Source organism: Bacillus sp. RCC_6_1, assembly GCF_041360755.1.
Taxonomy (GTDB): Bacteria; Bacillota; Bacilli; order Bacillales; family Bacillaceae_G; genus Bacillus_A; species Bacillus_A cereus.
In genome coordinates, this window is sequence record NZ_JBFUPV010000006.1 from 202,864 (window position 1) to 220,936 (window position 18,073).

Sequence of the window (18,073 nt, forward strand, 5' to 3'; positions counted from 1 at the left end):
AAGCAAATACCCCAAAACGATAAAACTAGCAGCTCTAGGTGAAAATGTACAATTTTTTGTTTTGGGGGCACTTTAAAATGTTAGCTTGATAGGCTTGGGGTGGGACCCCAAACAGTACGATTTTATTTCAAAGACAACGATCTTACTACACACTTTTTATTTATCTCACACTCTCATATGCTAGTATTACTATTTTTTATTACTAATGTTGCCGTTTCACTCGGATGGCTAAGAGGAAAATGATGGCCATATGGAACAAAATCAACCTTACCAAGATGCGATGGAGCAGAATAACCTCTGTCATACTCCCCCCAAATAATGTGAAGATTATACTTTGTTACTTCATTGAAATCACCTTGATTATTTTTTAGTAGCAAACTGTTAAGCTGGACCGTAGTATTTAAAATTCTAGGAGAAGTAAAACTGTTTCTTATTTTTTCAATATAATGTTCAGGGATACTCTCGATACTTTCAAACAAACCATTACTTAATAAATATCGCCCTATCAAATTAGTAGTTGCCAATTTTAATGTCCATTTGTTCATAAATTGAGGAACATTTAGCGATTTAGCATTTTTTTTAGCAACAGGTGGCTGAAGTAAAGTGATTGCATACTTCTTATCTATGTACTCTTTTACCAATGCTTCTAGAAGAATAAACGCACCGAATGAATGGCCAATTAGATGTGCACCATTCGCAGCTTTCTCCAATAACTTTTTCACTACATTCAAATAGATATCTAGAAGATTTTTCTCCCGTTTAAAGGGAGAACGTCCCAAACCTGGAAGATCCAAGATCCATACAGGTTGACCAGTTTTTTCATGAAGCTCTTGTGCTAAAGGAAATAAATCCTCTCCATCACTCAATAAACCATGTAATAAAATAAAGGGTTTACCCTCTCCTTGTAATTGGTAAAGGGTATTGTTATCGCATAATGTTCGTTTAAATACATGATTATGCTGGCCATATTGATACATCATTCGATAATCCAGATCAGCTACTACGGCAGGGAAAAATTTCATTACACTCGTCTCCTTAAACCAATCTCCTCCCATAATTTTTTTCGCTGAAACATTTGAAAATTTTCGTTTTGTAATAAAATTCAGTCCATCAGAAGGAATTTTTGTTATTTTACTTACTCCACTATTCATAATTGCTTTCATAAGTGGCATTGGGACAGAGATTTTTGGTGCCCTCATATTCATACTTTCCGACATAATACTTAATAACTCAGCAATGTTCTGATCGTGCTGTTTGTCTTCAACAAGTGTATATGTTTGAATAGTCGGTTGCTCCAATCTGAAAACCTGCACAATAAACTTCGCAAGCTCATCGTTTGAAATAAGTGGTAACCTGTATCCCTTACCTCCAGGAATCACTGGCATGAGCCCTCTTCGCATACTCTTCACAAGCAAACCTAATCCTGCTATCTGCTCTGTACTCCCTGTTTTACTACTACCGACTACAGTTGGCGGATTAATTACAGAAAGCGGATAACCTACTGCTGATGCCTGCTGACGGATATAAAGATCTGCTAAAAATTTTGTTCTCTCATATGGATTTTTTATTTTCAAATAATTATTTCCTTCTTGAAACACATCAATTGCAATCTTGCTATTTTTATCATCAAAGGGACTCATATAACCTACAACATGAATAAATTGTTGCAAGCCCTTCAATTGATGAATACTTTTAGCTAATTCACTAATATGTTTGGCACCATTTAAAAATACGGAAGCTGCCTCTTTACTTGTCGCTTGAATATCCATGGGGCCTCCTGCGTGAATAATCACATCCGTTTTCAATACCCTCTCCTTATCTTCAGCACTTAGACCTAAATCTATTTTCGTCAAATCACCTTCAATAAAGTGCATAACTTCCTTTTTTAAGATGCCTCTTTCTTGAAAAAGACGTATTGCTTTACTTTTCGACCTCACTAAAAGAAGAATTTTAACATCCTCTTTGGCTAATTCTTTCACTAATTGCTTTCCAATAAAGCCTGTTCCACCAGTTAAAAATACTGTTCTCATATAAAATCCCCCTTTTTAGTACTACTCAGTACTAATTTGATATAAAAAAAATGCTTCTTTTATCGAAGCAATTTTAAAAAATGATCTGCTGTTTTCGTGATTACAGTTGCATCCTTCAATGTTTCTGAAATAAATAACGCTCCTTCAAGATTTGTAATAAAAAGTGATGCAACCTCATCAATATGAATCGTATTTCTAAATTCTCCATTCTCTACCCCTTGTTTAAGTAATAGAGAAACTTTCTTTTGTAATCCTGTAAAAAAAAGACCTATTTTTTCTTTTATTTGCGTGGCCTGTTTAGGACTTTGAATATAAAGAGTAATAAATGGACAGCTCCCCTTATACTCTCTCGACTGAACTCCTTGTGATAATTGCTTTAAAAACAGTTGGATACGATCTTCAACTAAAAATTGCTTCTGAGAAAGTACGTCATCAATTGCAGATTGATACATTTCAATCCAATAATCAACGACCGCTTCTAATAATACTTCCTTATTAGAAAAGTGATAATACACATTAGACTTTGAAACTTTGCTTACACGTACTAATTCATCCATACTTGTATAAGCAAACCCTTTTTCTAAAAATAATGTTGCAGCTACTTCAATCACACGTCTTTGATTCATTAATTTTACCTTTGTCATAACTAGAACTATATAGTACTAATTTAAATATTACAAGTATTTATGTTCATTTAGAAAAAAGTTTGTTTAAAAAAGTTCCACTAACATTGATTTTACTGCAAAAAAAATCTTATTTTGAATAAAGTTGAACTGAACCCCGAAATCGTTAATTTACTATCGTCTAATAGGGGTCACCATACATACCCATCAACTTAAGAAAAAGAAATGCTCCCAAAATGAAAAAATGAGCAGCTTCTCAGAATAACTATCTGTAGAGAAAGAAAATTTTAATTTAGGGAGATATGAAAATATTAGTTTGATGGTGATGGGGTGCTCCCCTATGTCTATCAAGTTAAGATATTATATTATCCCCATAATGAAAATTGTTTGCATGACGTTATATTTAGAGTAATTATCTTGATTATTTTTAACATCCCCTTAATTCTTAAACTGATGTATTGGGAGACCACTCCATATACATCAGTTTTTAAAAATTAAATACTTTATTTACCAAGTTAATATAAATTGCCTTCGCATAAGAGACAGTAGAATTTCTAAATCTTCATTTTAATATTAATCAATTCAAGCGTATTCCTTCGAATGCATTTATTACCAAGTCATGCACATAGGAATCATCCAACTTTTCACCGGTTACTAGCAACCGATAGAAAATTGGTCCGTAAATGAGATCGATACTTAAGTCAACATCGAGATTTTCTTTTAATTCGCCCCTTTTAATTCCCTTCTCCAGGAGTTGTTTTGCTTGCAGGCGACGTGGCTGGAAATATCGAGTACGATATTCCTCTGCCAGCTTTGAATCAAATTGTCCTTCACCAACTAACTCAGTAATAATAGTCCCTTCACGACTTATCAAAAATTTGGTTAAACTTGTAGCATGAATTAAAATATCATTCAATGCTGAACCTGTGTCAGGTATAGGCAATCTAGCTGCGGCAGCAAAAAGAAAACCATCCATTACTACAGCAGCCTTATTAGGCCACCATTTATAAATTGTAGCTTTACTAACTTTAGCACGGTCTGCAATTTTATCGACTGTGACTGCTTTAAAGCCACTTTCCAGTAATAACTCATAAGATGCAGAAAGGATAGCTTTTTGGGTTTCGACATTACGTGGTCTACCTCTTTTACCTTGCACATTAATCATTCCTTCCAAGAATCATAAACTATACGTTTAGTATACTTAATATGAACAAAAAATAAAATAGCCTATTTACAAAACTAAACGTTTAGTATATATTTTAGTTAATTAATAAACTGAACGTACAGTTTATTAATTGTTAAGGAATCTCGTAATAATCATGGCTTTATCTAAGTTCCAAAATACACCAAGGTAATTCTGAAATAAAAATATGGGGGAAATACTTATGTCTAATTTTAAAAATAAAGCAAGTGATAAGGAAATTTCATCGGGTTTAATCATTCTTCTGGCAACTGCATGTGGTATCATCGTGGCTAATCTTTATTATGCGCAGCCTTTAATTGGGGTAATTAGTAATGAAATTGGGCTTTCTAATAGTAGCGCTGGATTAATTGTAACGCTAACTCAAATTGGATATGTTGTTGGCTTATTATTTCTTGTGCCTTTGGGGGATATTGTTGAGAATAAAAAATTGATACTTATATTGTTATTTTCAAGTGCATTTGCACTCATTTCTATGGTTTTTGTAAAAAGCGCAACCTTGTTGTTAATTGCTTCATTCTTTATCGGACTGGGTTCGGTCGCAGCGCAAGTGCTCGTACCTCTTGTATCATATCTTTCATCTGAAAATGCACGCGGTCGCGTAGTTGGCAACGTCATGAGTGGTCTGTTATTAGGTATTATGCTTGCGCGACCGATATCTAGTTTAGTAGCCGGTATGTGGGGATGGAATGCAATATTTGCTTTATCTTCTACTGTAATTATTGTTTTGGCATTTGTATTATCGAAAGTACTCCCTACTAGGAAACCAAAGGCAAAAACAAATTATACCACCTTACTTAATTCAATGTGGCAACTACTACGAACTACTCCAATTTTACGCCGTCGTGCCATTTATCATGCTTGTGTATTTGGGGCTTTCAGCTTATTCTGGACCACTGTTCCATTATTATTATCTAGTCCTGCTTTTCATTTTTCTCAGACTGCCATAGCATTATATGCACTTGTCGGAATTACAGGTGCAATAGCCGCTCCAATAGGTGGTCGTCTAGCTGATCTTGGCTGGACACGACCCGCCACTGGGATAGCTCTCACTGTTGTTATTATTTCTTTATTACTACCACTTATTATTCAAAGTAGTTCGCCCATCGGAATAGCTGTTTTAGTAATTGCTGCAATTCTGTTGGATATGGGAGTATCTGCAAACCTTGTGCTTAGCCAACGTTTAATTTTCTCGTTGAGTCCAGAAATTCGTAGTCGATTAAATGGGCTATTTATGGCTATTTTCTTTTTAGGAGGTGCAGTTGGATCCTTTATTGGAGGATGGGCATATGCCTTAGGAGGATGGAATCTAACATTATGGATAGGAATCACTTTTCCGGCCATAGCCTTGCTTTATTTCGCCACAGAAAAATAGTTCTATAATCAAATTATTTACGAATTGTATTGAGCTTTTGGTGCAGATTTAAAGTTTTTAAAGACTTCCAAATTCTGGTTATAACAGTATGAAATAGAAGTGATGGGACGTCAGGAGACAGGAAATCAAGAGCCAATTATCCAAAGATGGATGCTGACTGCGAGTGTATACTTTTTGGATCATCATGTAACATAAAAAGCCCCTTTTTAGTCTATAAATATTTTATAATGAGTGTAGTTTATTTAGAAAATACTAAACTACACTTTTTAATTCGGTTGTCAAATCTTTCACACACTCTCTCTTTTAAATAATAGCTCATAATAATAAGTGCGCCTTTTTTTCCTATTTTTCGTACATCTTCATCAATAAAACCACATTTTTTATATAATAACTGTGCAGTAATGTTTTTCACATTTATCGCTAGCCAATACAATTTCACTAATATGTGGATATTCTTTGCGTACAAAATCAGGTAGTAACAATAATGATTGTTTGGTATGCCCCTTTCCTTGATAATAATAATCCGTTGAAAGAGCACGTAATAACATAGCTTTTGGATTTTTAGATTATGGATTTATGCCTGCATTTTCATGAAGCTCAAAAAATGTTACAAGCTCATTATTTGCAAGAAATAATATAGAATGTATGTCAGTATCGCCTTCTGATAATTCTACACATTTCTTTGGTTTACCTGTAAATTGTAACTGTTCCTCAGATAATTCATAGCATTCTACTTGTTTTTTAAATCGTTCTTCAAATTCAAATAACCCCATAATGTCCCTCCATTAATTCTCCCCGTTTGTTAAATAACTTTATATGGAAAAAGTTGATACCCTCGTATTTGAGAATATCAACTTTCATTTTTATGTAACTTTATAGTATAAAAAAGAACTTTATTTCCATTAAACAGCTTCGTTGCTATAAAAGGCAAAAAAGCTCATTTTTTCATTTGGGGGTAATTCTGAATTCTTAAGTTGATGGGCATGGGGTCGCGCCCCATCTCTATCAAGCTAAGCTTATATAAAATAAATTTCAGGTGAGATTGTTTCTTATTTCTAAAGGACAAGTGTAGGTAATTGAAAGATTTGCATACAAAATAAACCTTAAAAAGTTTCACATTTAAGCTAAACTAAGCTAAGAAAGTCAATTTTAACAATCTATGTTTTTCTTTTACATATTAGCAGAATAAGAAGGTTATCAAAGGCTGGATGAAACCCCCAGCGAATGATAACCTTTTGAAATAGCATATCAATGATTTAAATAAATACCCTCATGAATATATTATTGAGCCACTCCAAATACATTGATTTCTGCCGCACTTGTCCATGGATTATTGTTTACCTCGCTTAATGCACGTAGTCTAATATAACGACCTGTCTTGTTTGCAAAGTTGACTTCTTTCAAATTAGTATTATTTGCAAAAGCACCTATGGATACAGCTGTTCCCCAATTCACTCCATCACTACTTACGTAAAACTCATAATCCTTAATCGTTCCGTTTATTTGGCCGTCTTGCCTTGGCAGGTAGCTGAATTTGGAGAGGTTATAGGTCGCACCTAAATCAATTTGAATCTCATGTGGCATTGGAGCAACAGGACTCCAGTTTGTATGCCAAAATGTGTCTTTATTTCCGTCAAAGGCATACGTACCTAAATTGTACCAATTATAGCTATCTACATATTTTAGCGTCCAGTTTGTCTGCGGAATTAAACTAGCTTCTTTTGTTGTGACCGCTACATTCATAGTCGAATTACTTGTGCTTGTCGTTGTAATCGTTACACCTGATTTTTCTCCCGTGTAGGTATTACTATTCGGATTGGTGTCTGGACTAAAGGAAGCAGCATGATTTTGATTCGTGTAATAGAAAGGGTCTTGGTATTCACTGACGGATTGTTCTATATCAATGAAAGGATGAGGATCACTGGAATTATTATTCATGGATTCATCAATATGCCAAACCGCAATACCACCAGAATTAGTTGGTAAGCTCGCATCATACCCAACCTTTGCGCGATTCTCAACTAAAAAATACGTATTATCCTTTAAAGGAATCTTTAACACATTATAGTTATTTGGGATCGCATTTAGAGTAAAATTGTTGCTGGTATTTACTACATTTGGCGTTACAAAACCTAGTTTTACCTTGGACCAAGCATCCATATGATCTGGCGTAGTTCCATACTCTTCTCCTGGAAGACTATTCCAAGCTCCATTCCCCATTATACTTAGACTACCCACACGGTTATTGTCGCCATATAGATCTGGAAGACCAAAAGAATGACCTAACTCATGAGCAGGTATACCAATTGTCGCCATATGACCATATTGCTTTTCCCCCTGCGCTGTATACATGCCTGATACTGTAACACCATCGTGATTTGTATTAGGAGCATATGACTGATGTGCCCAAATATTTGGAAGTGGACCACCACTAGCCTGTTCATTACCAGCAAGAAAACTTACAATGTAGAAGCCATCTTTAGAGTCAATGACTTGATCATTATTAGTATCAAGACTAGCAAAATTCACTTGAGAATCAGCTTTAGCCAGTGCATCTGTTATAACCGTACCCATACTTTTTCCCGATGTACTCGGATGAGCGTAATCTAATTTCACTTTAACCACTCCATCATTTTGAGTACCATATGTTTCAGGAGCTGGAGTTATCTGTACTTTTCCGTTACTTACTTCATTATAGTAATTCTTAACTGACTTTTGATTTGTAGAAAAGAATTTGTTACTCCAATCGTTATCGTTATATGCAATATCAACATCTGTAAACCCAATTAACAAAACAAGTAATTTTTTGTTTCCTAAAACTGGAGTGACAGTTCCATCAATATTTTTTGGTGATTCTTTTTGTAATTTATTCATGTGCTCCTGTTTTTTCTTTGCTTGAGGGTTGTAATTCTTTATCCATTTGTTCAAATTGTTCTCATTTACTGCCATTGAAGGCTTCTTATCAATTTTATATTTTTTCCCCGTCGATTTCAGTTCATCTAATGTAAGCTCCGCGTAATTCCAATACCCCTTCTGATCTTGTAAAAGTACATCTCCATCCTTTGTACTTACCCAATGGAACCATTCATCTCCATGTAACGTGCCCTCAAAAGATTCGCCTGAAGGCTGCTTCATTTTGACAACTCCCTCGTATGCTGGTGCGGCAAAAGAGTCCGTTTGAACATACAAAACACAAATCAAAGAAAAAACGGACATGAACAGGAATTTTAAAATTCTTTGCATAAACTTTCCCCCTTTTTCAATTGTGTGTGGAATATTCTGTTGATAGCCAGACTAGATTCATACATGGAATAAATCGACAGATACATTTGTATAACACTAACAGAATACCTTTAATTATAATTACAGGAAATTGAAAAAATGTTATTTTTTTAATTCTGTTAATATTTTCTCAAGATTATCCAGTTAAGCAGAATCGATGAAAGTTACATGTAGAGTTCCGGAAAAAATTATACTTTTAGTATGTATATAATGCCACATGTTGACTAATCCAAATTAAATAAAGTTTATGAGCAAAAGAGAGTGTAATTTGACATTGTGTAATAAAGATAAGGCCCACCTACTAAAATAGGTGGGCTTTTTGTTGGGTATTACTATCTCATTGCACAAAAGGGAATTTGTATTAAAATATTAACACATTTTTAGAGTTCTTATATTGAGAAAAAAGATACTATAAGGACTCTAAGAATGGCAAAATAATATACATTATAAAAATATAAAATCCGGTCATACAGATAGTTTAATTAAATATTATAACGCATTAACTCTAGCAGAAAAGAGGAATTAGTTTGTTTTAAAGTAATAAGTGGACAATACTTCTTAGGTGTAGAAGGTATCGAGATTCCTGTACCAATTCCAGCGTTGGCTGCAGCTCTATTAATTAGTTTAGGAATAATTCCACTTTGTTCTTAATTTAAGGAATTCCAAATACCCATACTTTTTAATGGATAAGCCCTTAAGTACATAAATGCTTTTGGGTTTTTATAATGAAAAAAGACACCTAAGGTGCCTTCCTCCGACTTGAGAATTACATCTATGTATTGAAGAAATTTATAAAAGATAAATACAAAAAGGACAGCTTCTAACAATAATTTATAGATGTTTATTATTCTCCAGATGAAGTTACTGGATTTTTTGTGATGATGAATAACAGTTGTTAGATAATAACTTATTTATCCCGAAAGTGCAGTTTGTAAATGATTCTGATTAAATCTTCTCATTAATTCAATTTTGTAATCTGTATAGAAATAAATTTTCAAATCAAATAAATTAGGGGTCACCATACATGCTCATTAAGTTAAAATATCATAATAGTTCCAGAACTAATTTTTTACATGTTAATCATTTTTATCGTTTTTGGTGAAGAATGTGTTTCTTAGCTTGATAGCGATGGGGTGCTCCCCCATATAAAGAAATTTTAAACCTCTTAATCTACATTTCCTTTATGTAAATATGGAAATAACGAAATTACCCCAAGGATAGCTAAACAAGCTCCAATCCATAGAGGAGATACAAAACCATATCCTTTACTGATCCCAAGACCACCTAGTGACGAACCAATAACAATACCTAGCGTAATAAAAGAACTATGAACGGTATTTATCATTATTCCATTACTAGCTGTCTTCATCACCCTCGCAACCATAGCTGGATTCAATGCTACACCAGTTAAACCAATAAAAATCGTAGAAATAACTGCAATGTATTTATTCTCTGCACTTAAAGCAAATAAAGACAACGCTATGATTAATATAATTAATCCACCCATAAGTATTTTCATTGTAAATTTATCAGCGAACTTGCCAATTATTATATTCCCAATTACCGTCGCACTACCATAGAGAGCAAGTAAATATGGAATACTTGCACTTGAAAACCCTGTAACATTTGTAAAGATAGGAGTGAAATAACTAAATGCTGCAAACGTACCACCAATAATGAACATACTTGTTACGTACGCTGCCCAAAGATGAATATTCTTAAATCGCAGAAGTTCATCTTTCCAATTTAATTGCTCTTTATTTGAAGAAGATGGTAATAACCGTTGAATCATAATTGCTGATACTAGCACAAGAACAGAAACAGCTCCAAAACTAATACGCCAGCCAAAATATTGCGAAATAACGGTTGTTATAGGTAAACCTAATACAGTTGCGAACATTAAACCTGCAAGTACAATTGATGCAGCTTTTCCCCTTGAATCAGAGTGAACCAATGCCGCAGAAAAGGAAATCGCAACTCCAAAAGCTGAAGCTGAAGCAATACCAGTTATAATACGTGAAATCATCATAATATCATAGTTCCAAGCAATAGCTCCGAGCGATTGACCAATTAAAAATACGAACATTAAAAACAATAATGCTTGTTTGCTGCGCATTCGTAAGAGGATTGCAGTTAAAATGGGGCCTCCTATTACCATTGCTCCTGCATAAGCTGAAATTAAATACCCAATGGATGATACAGAAACCTGGAATGCAAGAGCAAGTTCATTCATCATACCTGCAACCATAAATTCTGATGTAGTCATACAAAAGATTGCTAAAGCTAATAAATAAATAAATAATCGATGGCATAAAAACACTCCTTATTCATTATTGTAATGATCGGTACAAAAATAGTGCGAAAAAAGGGCGCACTAAGCGCCACAAATAGACTCTACTGCTCCTTTGATAACTTGTTCAGACAACATCCGATTTTGCATCGATACATTAAGAACACGGAATCCGTAATAACTGCTTAAAAGCAGACTAGCTAATTCCTCAGCGGATTGCTTCTTTGAAATTTCACCTGTTTGCAATCCTTCCTCCATCACTGTTTCAATAGCTTGTTTAAGAAGTTCAACATGCTTCGAGAAAATTTCTTGTACCATTAAATCGTTTTTAGCACGTTCTATACTGGCATTAATCAATAAGCATCCTTTTTGATCCATATTCTCAAAGTCTTCTTTCAATGCCCATTCAAAAAAATTACTTAATCGTTCTTTAACTGGAATTGGAGTATGTAACAATTTCTTTTGTTCCCTAATCCCAATTTCATGGTAGCGTTCTAATACTTGTTTATACAGTTCATGTTTACTACCGAAAGTATTGTATAAACTTCCTTTTCCAAGTCCTGTATCACTGCATAAATCTTGTGTAGAACATCCTTCATATCCTCTTAACCAAAATGTTTTCATTGCAACATCTACAATTGAGGAATAATCAAACTCTCGAGGTCTGCCGCGTTTATTCAATCGTATCCTCCTCTCATTTTAAAGATAACATGAATAGAATACCCTTTTTGTACCATACGGTCAATAATTTTGTTTTATTGTTACTGTAAAATAAAATTTGATTATTTTAGATTACGAATAATGAAAAATAGCCCCTTTATTCAAATTTCCTAGCGAAAAAATCACGTTTTAATAAATTTCTTTATCATCTCTACCTTTCTATAGATTACTAGTTATGAAACGAGGATCGTTTCATAACTAGTAATTTACTTAATTAGCTTGCTGGTTATGGAGTAGTGCCCCTATAAACAAAACCCTCCAGAGACATCTATAATCTGTCCTGTTACCCAGCGGCTATCAGAAGAAGCAAGGAATGCTACTACATCTGCAATATCTTCAACTTGCCCTATTCGTCCGAACACAGATGAATTCGTAGCAAAATTCCGTATTTCTGAATCATCTAGCAATTTCGCATTCATATCTGTCTTCGTATATCCAGGCATAATTGTATTCACTGTTATACCTCGTTCTCCAAGATGTTTAGCTAGAGGAAGTGTCATCGTATTTAGTGCACCTTTACTTAAACCGTATGCAATGGACCCTGTAAAACCAAGTCTTACTTCCGCTGATGAAATGTTAATAACGCGCCCTTCTACTCGTAGTAACGGTAATGTTTGCTGAATTAAAAAGAATGGCGCCTTAATATTTACAGCCATAATTTCATCAAAAACTTCTTCTGTCGTATTTTCAATCGTCCCTTGTGTACCTATCCCTGCATTGTTTACTAAAATATCAATCTCTGATGTACCAACTCTTATTTGTAATTCATTCTTCAATTGTTCTACTATTTTTTTGACACCATCCATTAAATTGAGATCAGCTTCAATTAAGAATGCCTTTCCTCCATTAGATTCAATCTCACTAATTGTTTCGTCTGCAGCTATTTTATTTCGGCCGTAGTGAATCGCAACTAATGCACCGTCGTTTGCCAATCTCATCGCAATCGCACGACCAATGCCGCGACTTGCCCCTGTTACTAATGCTACTTTCCCATCAAGATTCTTCATTTTTTCCATCCTTCCTAAATTCCCTTTTGATAAACCCTATACTTATATTTTCATGCAAATACTAATCATTTTAAATATAGATTTATAGGTAATTTAGTTCGTTCACTTATGATATTATAGTTATAATTTGCAATTCACTTTAGAAAACATAACAAGGAGGCTCCACAATGCAAAACGCTGTAAAATTGGATGAAATCGATCATAAAATTATGAACCTGTTATATGAAAATGCGAGAATTTCTGTTTCAGAAATAGGACGAATTATATCCATGACGCAACCTGCTGTAAAAGAACGTATTAACAAGCTTGAAGATCAAGGAGTTATAGCGGCTTATCGAACGAAATTTGAGCCTGCAAAAATTAATAAAAACATTCAAGCATTCATCATGTTTAAAACGAGCCAATGCTCTGATTTTATTCAATTTTGTAATGCCGCTCCTGAAGTAACAGATTTATACCGAATTAGCGGGGAATTTAATTATATGATGAAGGTCATGAGCGATTCGATGGATTCTCTCGCTACATTTTTAGACTCTTTAATGCAATTTGGATTATCGTCTCCTTTAATTGTTTTAAAGAGTGAGTTTGAGGAGAAATTGTCGTTCTAATAAAGGGATACGTATTATCCCCGGCTAACAGTAAAAGTTTTTCCTTTATGAGAAAAGCCAATGAAATCAATGATTAGTAAACAAAAAAAGAACATTGATATTTCAATGTTCTTTTTTATATCTCTACTTATGAATTAGATCTCTATTCGAAAAAAGCACCTTAATCCCCTTACCCTTGATTCCTCTGCGCCTCTCTAAACTCCTCCTTCACCTTCTCTAACAACCCTTCTTCCGTAATTAATCGATACGCTGTATTTGCTAATGCTTTTGCCGATGTAATTAATGCTTTATCTCCAAGTTCTGAACGTGCTGCTTCTCTAAATTCATTCGTATGTGCAATTAAATCATCTGGTCCGATTTTAATGTACGGATGAATTGTCGGTACGACTTGACTTACGTTTCCTGCGTCGGTTGAACCAATCCCTACTCTTTCTTTACGATTTACATCTTCACCTAATAGTTCTAGTTCTTCCGCTACGATATCGTTATATGTTTTTGTTACGAGTAATTCATCGATTTCATTTTGAAATTGATGGATTTTTACTTTTGCACCTGTTGCTAATGCTGCTCCCTGTGCAATGTTTCTTACTTTTTCTGTTACTTCCGCGCATCTTTTTCTCGTTGCTGCACGGATGAAGAATCTTGCTGCGGCATAGTCAGGAATAATATTAGGTGCTTTTCCGCCCTCTGTAATGACACCATGAATTCTCACGTCTGACGGGAGTTGTTGGCGAAGTGCGTTAATACCGTTATAGAGCTGAATAACCGCATCTAATGCGTTAATCCCTTCTTCTGGCGAAGCTGCAGCGTGAGCTGTTTTTCCGTAAAAATGAAAATCAAGTGGATCGACTGCTAGTGAAGGACTCGTTGTCGCTGTCTTTCCGCTCGGATGAATCATAAGCGCCGCATCAATGTCTTTAAATAAACCTGCCTTTACATAACTTGATTTCGCGCTACCATTTGGCCCGCCTTCTTCTGCTGGCGTACCAAACACGACAACTTCCCCGCCAATTTCTTCAAGCGTTTCTGATAATGCGATTGCTGCTGCAACGCTAATTGTGCCAATTAAATTGTGACCACACGCATGACCTAGTCCTGGTAAAGCGTCGTACTCCGCTAAAAATGCGATTGCAGGTCCTTGTTTTCCAGAGCTTTTTCGCGCGATAAATCCCGTTTCATGTCCAGCTATATTGTGCTGCAACTGAAATCCTGCACTGCCTAGCAATAAACTTAACGTTCTAGATGCATAAAACTCTTGGTTACCAATTTCCGGATTCGCATGAATATCATGACTTGTTTCTATGTACTTTTCCTTATTTCTTTCGATACTCTCTTCAATTGTTTTTCTTTGTGACGCTACTCCTGTCGCTCCCATTTTTCTTCCTCCTTTTATTTTCACATAAAAAAGCCTCTTTCTAAAAGATAGAAAGAGGCTTCTGTATATACAGTCAAAATGAGCTTCTTTCTTATCTTTCAAGTTACCTTGCTGGAATTGGCACAGTATTCATAACGAATCCGCTGCCGAGGTATCATAGGGCCAGTCCCTCCACCTCTCGTGATAAGAATTTTCATAAAATTATATTAAATTATTTTTTATTCTAAGTTCATTCCAAGTAAAAGTCAAGGAATTCCTATCCGAATTTACCGAATATCTAAAAATCCTTTTAATACACCAATTGTCTCAGGTGCTTGCAGTCTTGCACATACGTACGGAAATTCCGTACTACCTTCAAACATCATTTGAGATGTAAGCGGTGCGCCTGCCCAGAAGATTTCATCATCAATTACTAAGAATGGGAATGCTTTATTTTGTCTTTGTAACTTTACATTTTTCAGTGGAACTGGTCCATCACTATAAACTGTTATTTGCGCATTTGTACGCATTAACGCTTGCCATACTCGCTTATCCACTTGTTTTGTACTTGGAAGTGAAATAATAATTTTTCGTTTTGAGGCTAAAATATCTTTTAATACCCCTTTCGTTTCCTCAAGATTCATTTCCATAAACCAGCGTAAACGTTTCGAAATTTTCCGTTCCCACAATTGTCTTGATGTCGTGCGATCATACACATCTCCGTGACGTTCTATATGAGCTGTTAATTGTGATAACGCTTGTTTTCTCGAAAGGTTTTTACGCATATAATGGCAATCTGATAATTGAATGAACTTCCCTCTCGCCCTTGTCACTGCTACATTGACGAGGCGATGGTTTTTGTGATCAAAGAATAATACGCCAGGTCGTTCTTGCGGATAACTGTCAACCGTATCAAAGATCATCATATCTCTTTCAGAACCTTGGAACTTATGAACTGTCGCCGCTAAAACTGGTATGTTTTGATATTTCGTTCTCTGCAACATTTCTCTAATACACGTCGCTAAAAAGCGTGACTGCGCCCTGTAAGGTGTCACAATACCAATTGATTGCACACCATCTAACAATCCGATTAACATCATTTGCATTGCTACTAAACCAGACATAATGTTAAAACGTGAACCAGAAGCAGCATCTTTTAACGAAAAAGCTCCCATTTGGCTCGTATCAAATAAAACACTCGCCTCATTTGCGAACGGTTGTAGTTTCGCAAGTTCCTTACGTTCTGAAACAGACGGATGATCGTATACTCTATTTTTATAAATAAACGAATTCGTAAACTTCGATATATCCGCATGCATACGTCTTTGTTCCTGCAACATAAATAGGTTTGGGTGTGCTTCTGATTTATTAACAGACTCAACAATCCCAGCATGGTAAAATATATCTTCCCCAAGCCATTTGCGAACGAGTTCATGATTTGCCATCGCAATTGGAGGTAACTGTAAAAAGTCACCGCAAACGACGATACGTTTTCCAAGTGAAGCAGCTAATGCAATTTGCGGAACATATGCCATACTTACTTCATCTACAACAACTAAATCAAATGTACGCTCATAAATAAGTGAATCAATGGCACATTTTGATAAAGTTGCGCCGATTACTTTTGCATTTTCAATATATTCTTTTTCTACTTCTTTAATTTTAGCCTTTTGCTTTCGAAGATCACTTTCAATCTCTTGTATACGCTTCTTATCAGCAGATGTTGCTTTATACGATAAGATTTTTTCACGAAGATCTTGTCGTGTCTCTTCTAAATAGAGTCTTTCCTCACCCCAAGATCCGTTCGTCGTTTCAACTAACTTCGACGCAAGTAACGTTTCATGATTTCGTATATGTTCATGTTGACTATAACCGTAACGAACAATTTCACCAGGCGTCCATTTCTTTTTCTTCTCAATTTGCTTCGTTACTTCACTCATTAATACGTCTACTGCCGCATTACTATGAGCTAACACAAGTACCGATTTTCCTTTTTGATAATGAGCCGAAATAATACGTGATAAATTGTAAGACTTCCCTGTTCCCGGCGGTCCCCATACGTACGTTGTCGGATTATAAAACGAACGATATGCCAGTTCATTTTTTGGATTTTTCATCTTCTCAATATGTTTCGGACTGCTCGTCCCATCAACAAGACGCTTTATACGATTACGTTTCAGCTTATCTTTACGTGCTTCTTTCAACCTCTCTTGTAGTTGCTCTAAAAGTTGCCACGGTTCACTATATAAAACAGCTTCTCGTATTTCACCTTGTATATAATCATTTAATTTCAGTTCTATTTCTAATCCATGTACAGACAATACTTCTCCTGTCGCTTCCTCACCATCAAACTCAATTCGAATGGGTGAACCTTCAGGTAAGCTTACTTCCGAAATAAGCTGAAATACGTATACTGTACTTTCATAATCTGTATATAAAAAACGACCATTCATGATAGAAATTTTACTACCACCTATCGTTTTCCAATGTTTAATTTCATATGCTAATGCATAATGCCACTCTTTCATCGTTTCCGATAATGAAGGAGTTTGAGTAGTTGTATTCATCGTATAATCTCCTTCCTTCTCCCCAAACATACTTTCTCACTATACCATATAACACGCTAAAATTTGTAAGGTTTTTATCTTGCTTATTTTCTTAATTTTCAATAATATATTGTATATAATTTTCAGAAAGAAGGAATCTACATGCCAGTTAGAAGAATTGAACACGTAGGACTTATGGTTGCAAACTTAGAAACATCTATTTCATTTTATGAAAAAGTAGTCGGCTTACAGCTCATGAAACGTATGGGTCATCCGAATCCAGACTTAAAACTCGCTTTTTTAGGTGTAGAAGAATCAAAAGAAACGATACTAGAACTCATTGAAGGCTACAACTCTTCTCTTCCGGCAGAAGGAAAAGTACATCACATTTGCTTTAAAGTGGATTCATTAGAGGATGAGATCGAAAGACTAAAGAAACAAAAAGTAACCTTTTTACTAGGAGAAGAAATCGAAACATTACCAGATGGAACACGTTACATATTCTTCGCTGGCCCTGATGGAGAATGGATTGAGTTTTTTGAGACGGAGAGATAAAGTAAGACTTTAGGATAGAAAAGGAGCCGGAATTCCGGCCCTTGTTTTTAACGAAACATATTTTATTATAGGAATAAAAATCTTTCTAATAGCTCTAACTTGCACAATGCTTCCCGTTAATATAATACGCTGATTCTGTGAAAACTGTAAATACAACCTCTACTTCTGGAAGTCCAAAATCCATTACATATGTAGTAATGGCCTTGGCAAATCGATCACGAATTTCCTGTCCACGCTCGAACCATTTCACTTCAATAAGAGGAAACGCTTCTATTTCTTCTCCATTGAATACAAACGTAGAACTTGGTAATTCCAAGGTGAAATTATCCGTACCACACTCACAGATATCTGCGAGTTCTTCTACTAATGGCTTGCTTATGCTTTTTAATTGTTCAGTAGTAATTCCACGAAACACAACATGTGGCATGTTATTCCCTCCGTTACATAGCTTTATATTTCCTCATATCATAACACAATTTATT

14 protein-coding genes, 1 pseudogene and 1 riboswitch are annotated in these 18,073 nt (G+C 35.1%); of the genes and pseudogenes, 4 read left to right on the plus strand and 11 right to left on the minus strand.

Features of this window, described 5'->3' with window-relative positions; all coding sequences use genetic code 11:
- Positions 1 to 173: 173 nt before the first annotated feature.
- The 3 genes from AB6801_RS19050 to AB6801_RS19060 all read right to left on the minus strand — a co-directional run bounded on the left by AB6801_RS19050 (position 174) and on the right by AB6801_RS19060 (position 3,818).
- Positions 174 to 2,030: an alpha/beta fold hydrolase gene (locus tag AB6801_RS19050; RefSeq protein WP_087948653.1), complete on the minus strand. Its 1,857-nt coding sequence runs from the start codon at positions 2,028 to 2,030 to the stop codon at positions 174 to 176.
- 59 nt (positions 2,031 to 2,089) lie between these two features.
- Positions 2,090 to 2,656 carry a TetR/AcrR family transcriptional regulator gene (locus AB6801_RS19055; RefSeq protein ID WP_061654899.1) on the minus strand — a complete coding sequence of 189 codons (567 nt, stop codon included), beginning with the start codon at positions 2,654 to 2,656 and terminating at the stop codon, positions 2,090 to 2,092.
- 574 nt (positions 2,657 to 3,230) lie between these two features.
- Entirely contained in the window at positions 3,231 to 3,818 is a 588-nt protein-coding gene (locus AB6801_RS19060; protein ID WP_002062846.1) for a TetR/AcrR family transcriptional regulator, read from the minus strand.
- 220 nt (positions 3,819 to 4,038) lie between these two features.
- Here AB6801_RS19060 and AB6801_RS19065 point away from each other — a divergent pair, with 220 nt between their 5' ends.
- Both AB6801_RS19065 and AB6801_RS19070 read left to right on the plus strand, forming a co-directional pair.
- A complete protein-coding gene (locus AB6801_RS19065) occupies positions 4,039 to 5,229 on the plus strand; it encodes an MFS transporter (protein ID WP_087948652.1) in 1,191 nt (396 codons plus the stop codon).
- 33 nt (positions 5,230 to 5,262) lie between these two features.
- A pseudogene (locus tag AB6801_RS19070) lies at positions 5,263 to 5,409 on the plus strand (VOC family protein); the annotation flags it as partial.
- A gap of 386 nt (positions 5,410 to 5,795) precedes the next feature.
- Here AB6801_RS19070 and AB6801_RS19075 read toward each other — a convergent pair.
- From AB6801_RS19075 to AB6801_RS19095, 5 genes are all read right to left on the minus strand, one after another.
- Positions 5,796 to 6,002, minus strand: a complete 207-nt coding sequence (locus AB6801_RS19075) for a hypothetical protein (RefSeq protein ID WP_087948651.1) — start codon at positions 6,000 to 6,002, stop codon at positions 5,796 to 5,798.
- 508 nt (positions 6,003 to 6,510) lie between these two features.
- Positions 6,511 to 8,472, minus strand: coding sequence for a M6 family metalloprotease domain-containing protein (locus AB6801_RS19080; RefSeq protein ID WP_061654901.1), 1,962 nt, complete (start codon positions 8,470 to 8,472; stop codon positions 6,511 to 6,513).
- Positions 8,473 to 9,676: 1,204 nt separating this feature from the next.
- Positions 9,677 to 10,777 carry an MFS transporter gene (locus AB6801_RS19085; protein ID WP_097999275.1) on the minus strand — a complete coding sequence of 367 codons (1,101 nt, stop codon included), beginning with the start codon at positions 10,775 to 10,777 and terminating at the stop codon, positions 9,677 to 9,679.
- A 108-nt stretch (positions 10,778 to 10,885) separates the two neighbouring features.
- Entirely contained in the window at positions 10,886 to 11,482 is a 597-nt protein-coding gene (locus tag AB6801_RS19090; protein WP_087948649.1) for a TetR/AcrR family transcriptional regulator, read from the minus strand.
- 281 nt (positions 11,483 to 11,763) lie between these two features.
- A complete protein-coding gene (locus AB6801_RS19095; RefSeq protein ID WP_033668450.1) occupies positions 11,764 to 12,528 on the minus strand; it encodes an SDR family oxidoreductase in 765 nt (254 codons plus the stop codon).
- A 167-nt stretch (positions 12,529 to 12,695) separates the two neighbouring features.
- On the opposite strand from AB6801_RS19095, the gene AB6801_RS19100 reads away from it, so the two are divergent.
- The gene (locus AB6801_RS19100; protein ID WP_001178562.1) at positions 12,696 to 13,136 is read left to right on the plus strand and encodes an Lrp/AsnC family transcriptional regulator; all 441 of its coding nucleotides are present in this window, start codon (positions 12,696 to 12,698) and stop codon (positions 13,134 to 13,136) included.
- Between the two features lie 169 nt (positions 13,137 to 13,305).
- Here AB6801_RS19100 and AB6801_RS19105 read toward each other — a convergent pair whose 3' ends face one another.
- Complete coding sequence (locus AB6801_RS19105; RefSeq protein WP_061654903.1) at positions 13,306 to 14,511, minus strand: M20 family metallopeptidase; 1,206 nt, start codon at positions 14,509 to 14,511, stop codon at positions 13,306 to 13,308.
- A gap of 88 nt (positions 14,512 to 14,599) precedes the next feature.
- Positions 14,600 to 14,701, minus strand: a riboswitch (SAM riboswitch).
- A gap of 76 nt (positions 14,702 to 14,777) precedes the next feature.
- Positions 14,778 to 17,087, minus strand: a complete 2,310-nt coding sequence (locus tag AB6801_RS19110) for an AAA domain-containing protein (protein WP_141403617.1) — start codon at positions 17,085 to 17,087, stop codon at positions 14,778 to 14,780.
- 111 nt (positions 17,088 to 17,198) lie between these two features.
- On the opposite strand from AB6801_RS19110, the gene AB6801_RS19115 reads away from it, so the two are divergent.
- A complete protein-coding gene (locus AB6801_RS19115) occupies positions 17,199 to 17,591 on the plus strand; it encodes a VOC family protein (protein ID WP_097998396.1) in 393 nt (130 codons plus the stop codon).
- A 94-nt stretch (positions 17,592 to 17,685) separates the two neighbouring features.
- On the opposite strand, the gene AB6801_RS19120 is transcribed toward AB6801_RS19115, so the two are convergent.
- Positions 17,686 to 18,018, minus strand: coding sequence for a DUF1904 family protein (locus AB6801_RS19120; RefSeq protein WP_001120970.1), 333 nt, complete (start codon positions 18,016 to 18,018; stop codon positions 17,686 to 17,688).
- Positions 18,019 to 18,073 lie beyond the last annotated feature (55 nt).

Bases quoted from the DNA above. Each gene is read 5' to 3' on its own strand.
- AB6801_RS19115 (WP_097998396.1), top strand. From the start codon at position 17,199: ATGCCAGTTAGAAGAATTGAACACGTAGGACTTATGGTTGCAAACTTA.
- AB6801_RS19120 (WP_001120970.1), bottom strand. From the start codon at position 18,018: ATGCCACATGTTGTGTTTCGTGGAATTACTACTGAACAATTAAAAAGC.
- AB6801_RS19105 (WP_061654903.1), bottom strand. From the start codon at position 14,511: ATGGGAGCGACAGGAGTAGCGTCACAAAGAAAAACAATTGAAGAGAGT.
- AB6801_RS19080 (WP_061654901.1), bottom strand. From the start codon at position 8,472: ATGCAAAGAATTTTAAAATTCCTGTTCATGTCCGTTTTTTCTTTGATT.
- AB6801_RS19055 (WP_061654899.1), bottom strand. From the start codon at position 2,656: ATGAATCAAAGACGTGTGATTGAAGTAGCTGCAACATTATTTTTAGAA.
- AB6801_RS19050 (WP_087948653.1), bottom strand. From the start codon at position 2,030: ATGAGAACAGTATTTTTAACTGGTGGAACAGGCTTTATTGGAAAGCAA.
- AB6801_RS19095 (WP_033668450.1), bottom strand. From the start codon at position 12,528: ATGAAGAATCTTGATGGGAAAGTAGCATTAGTAACAGGGGCAAGTCGC.
- AB6801_RS19110 (WP_141403617.1), bottom strand. From the start codon at position 17,087: ATGTTTGGGGAGAAGGAAGGAGATTATACGATGAATACAACTACTCAA.
- AB6801_RS19075 (WP_087948651.1), bottom strand. From the start codon at position 6,002: ATGGGGTTATTTGAATTTGAAGAACGATTTAAAAAACAAGTAGAATGC.
- AB6801_RS19100 (WP_001178562.1), top strand. From the start codon at position 12,696: ATGCAAAACGCTGTAAAATTGGATGAAATCGATCATAAAATTATGAAC.
- AB6801_RS19085 (WP_097999275.1), bottom strand. From the start codon at position 10,777: ATGACTACATCAGAATTTATGGTTGCAGGTATGATGAATGAACTTGCT.
- AB6801_RS19060 (WP_002062846.1), bottom strand. From the start codon at position 3,818: ATGATTAATGTGCAAGGTAAAAGAGGTAGACCACGTAATGTCGAAACC.
- AB6801_RS19065 (WP_087948652.1), top strand. From the start codon at position 4,039: ATGTCTAATTTTAAAAATAAAGCAAGTGATAAGGAAATTTCATCGGGT.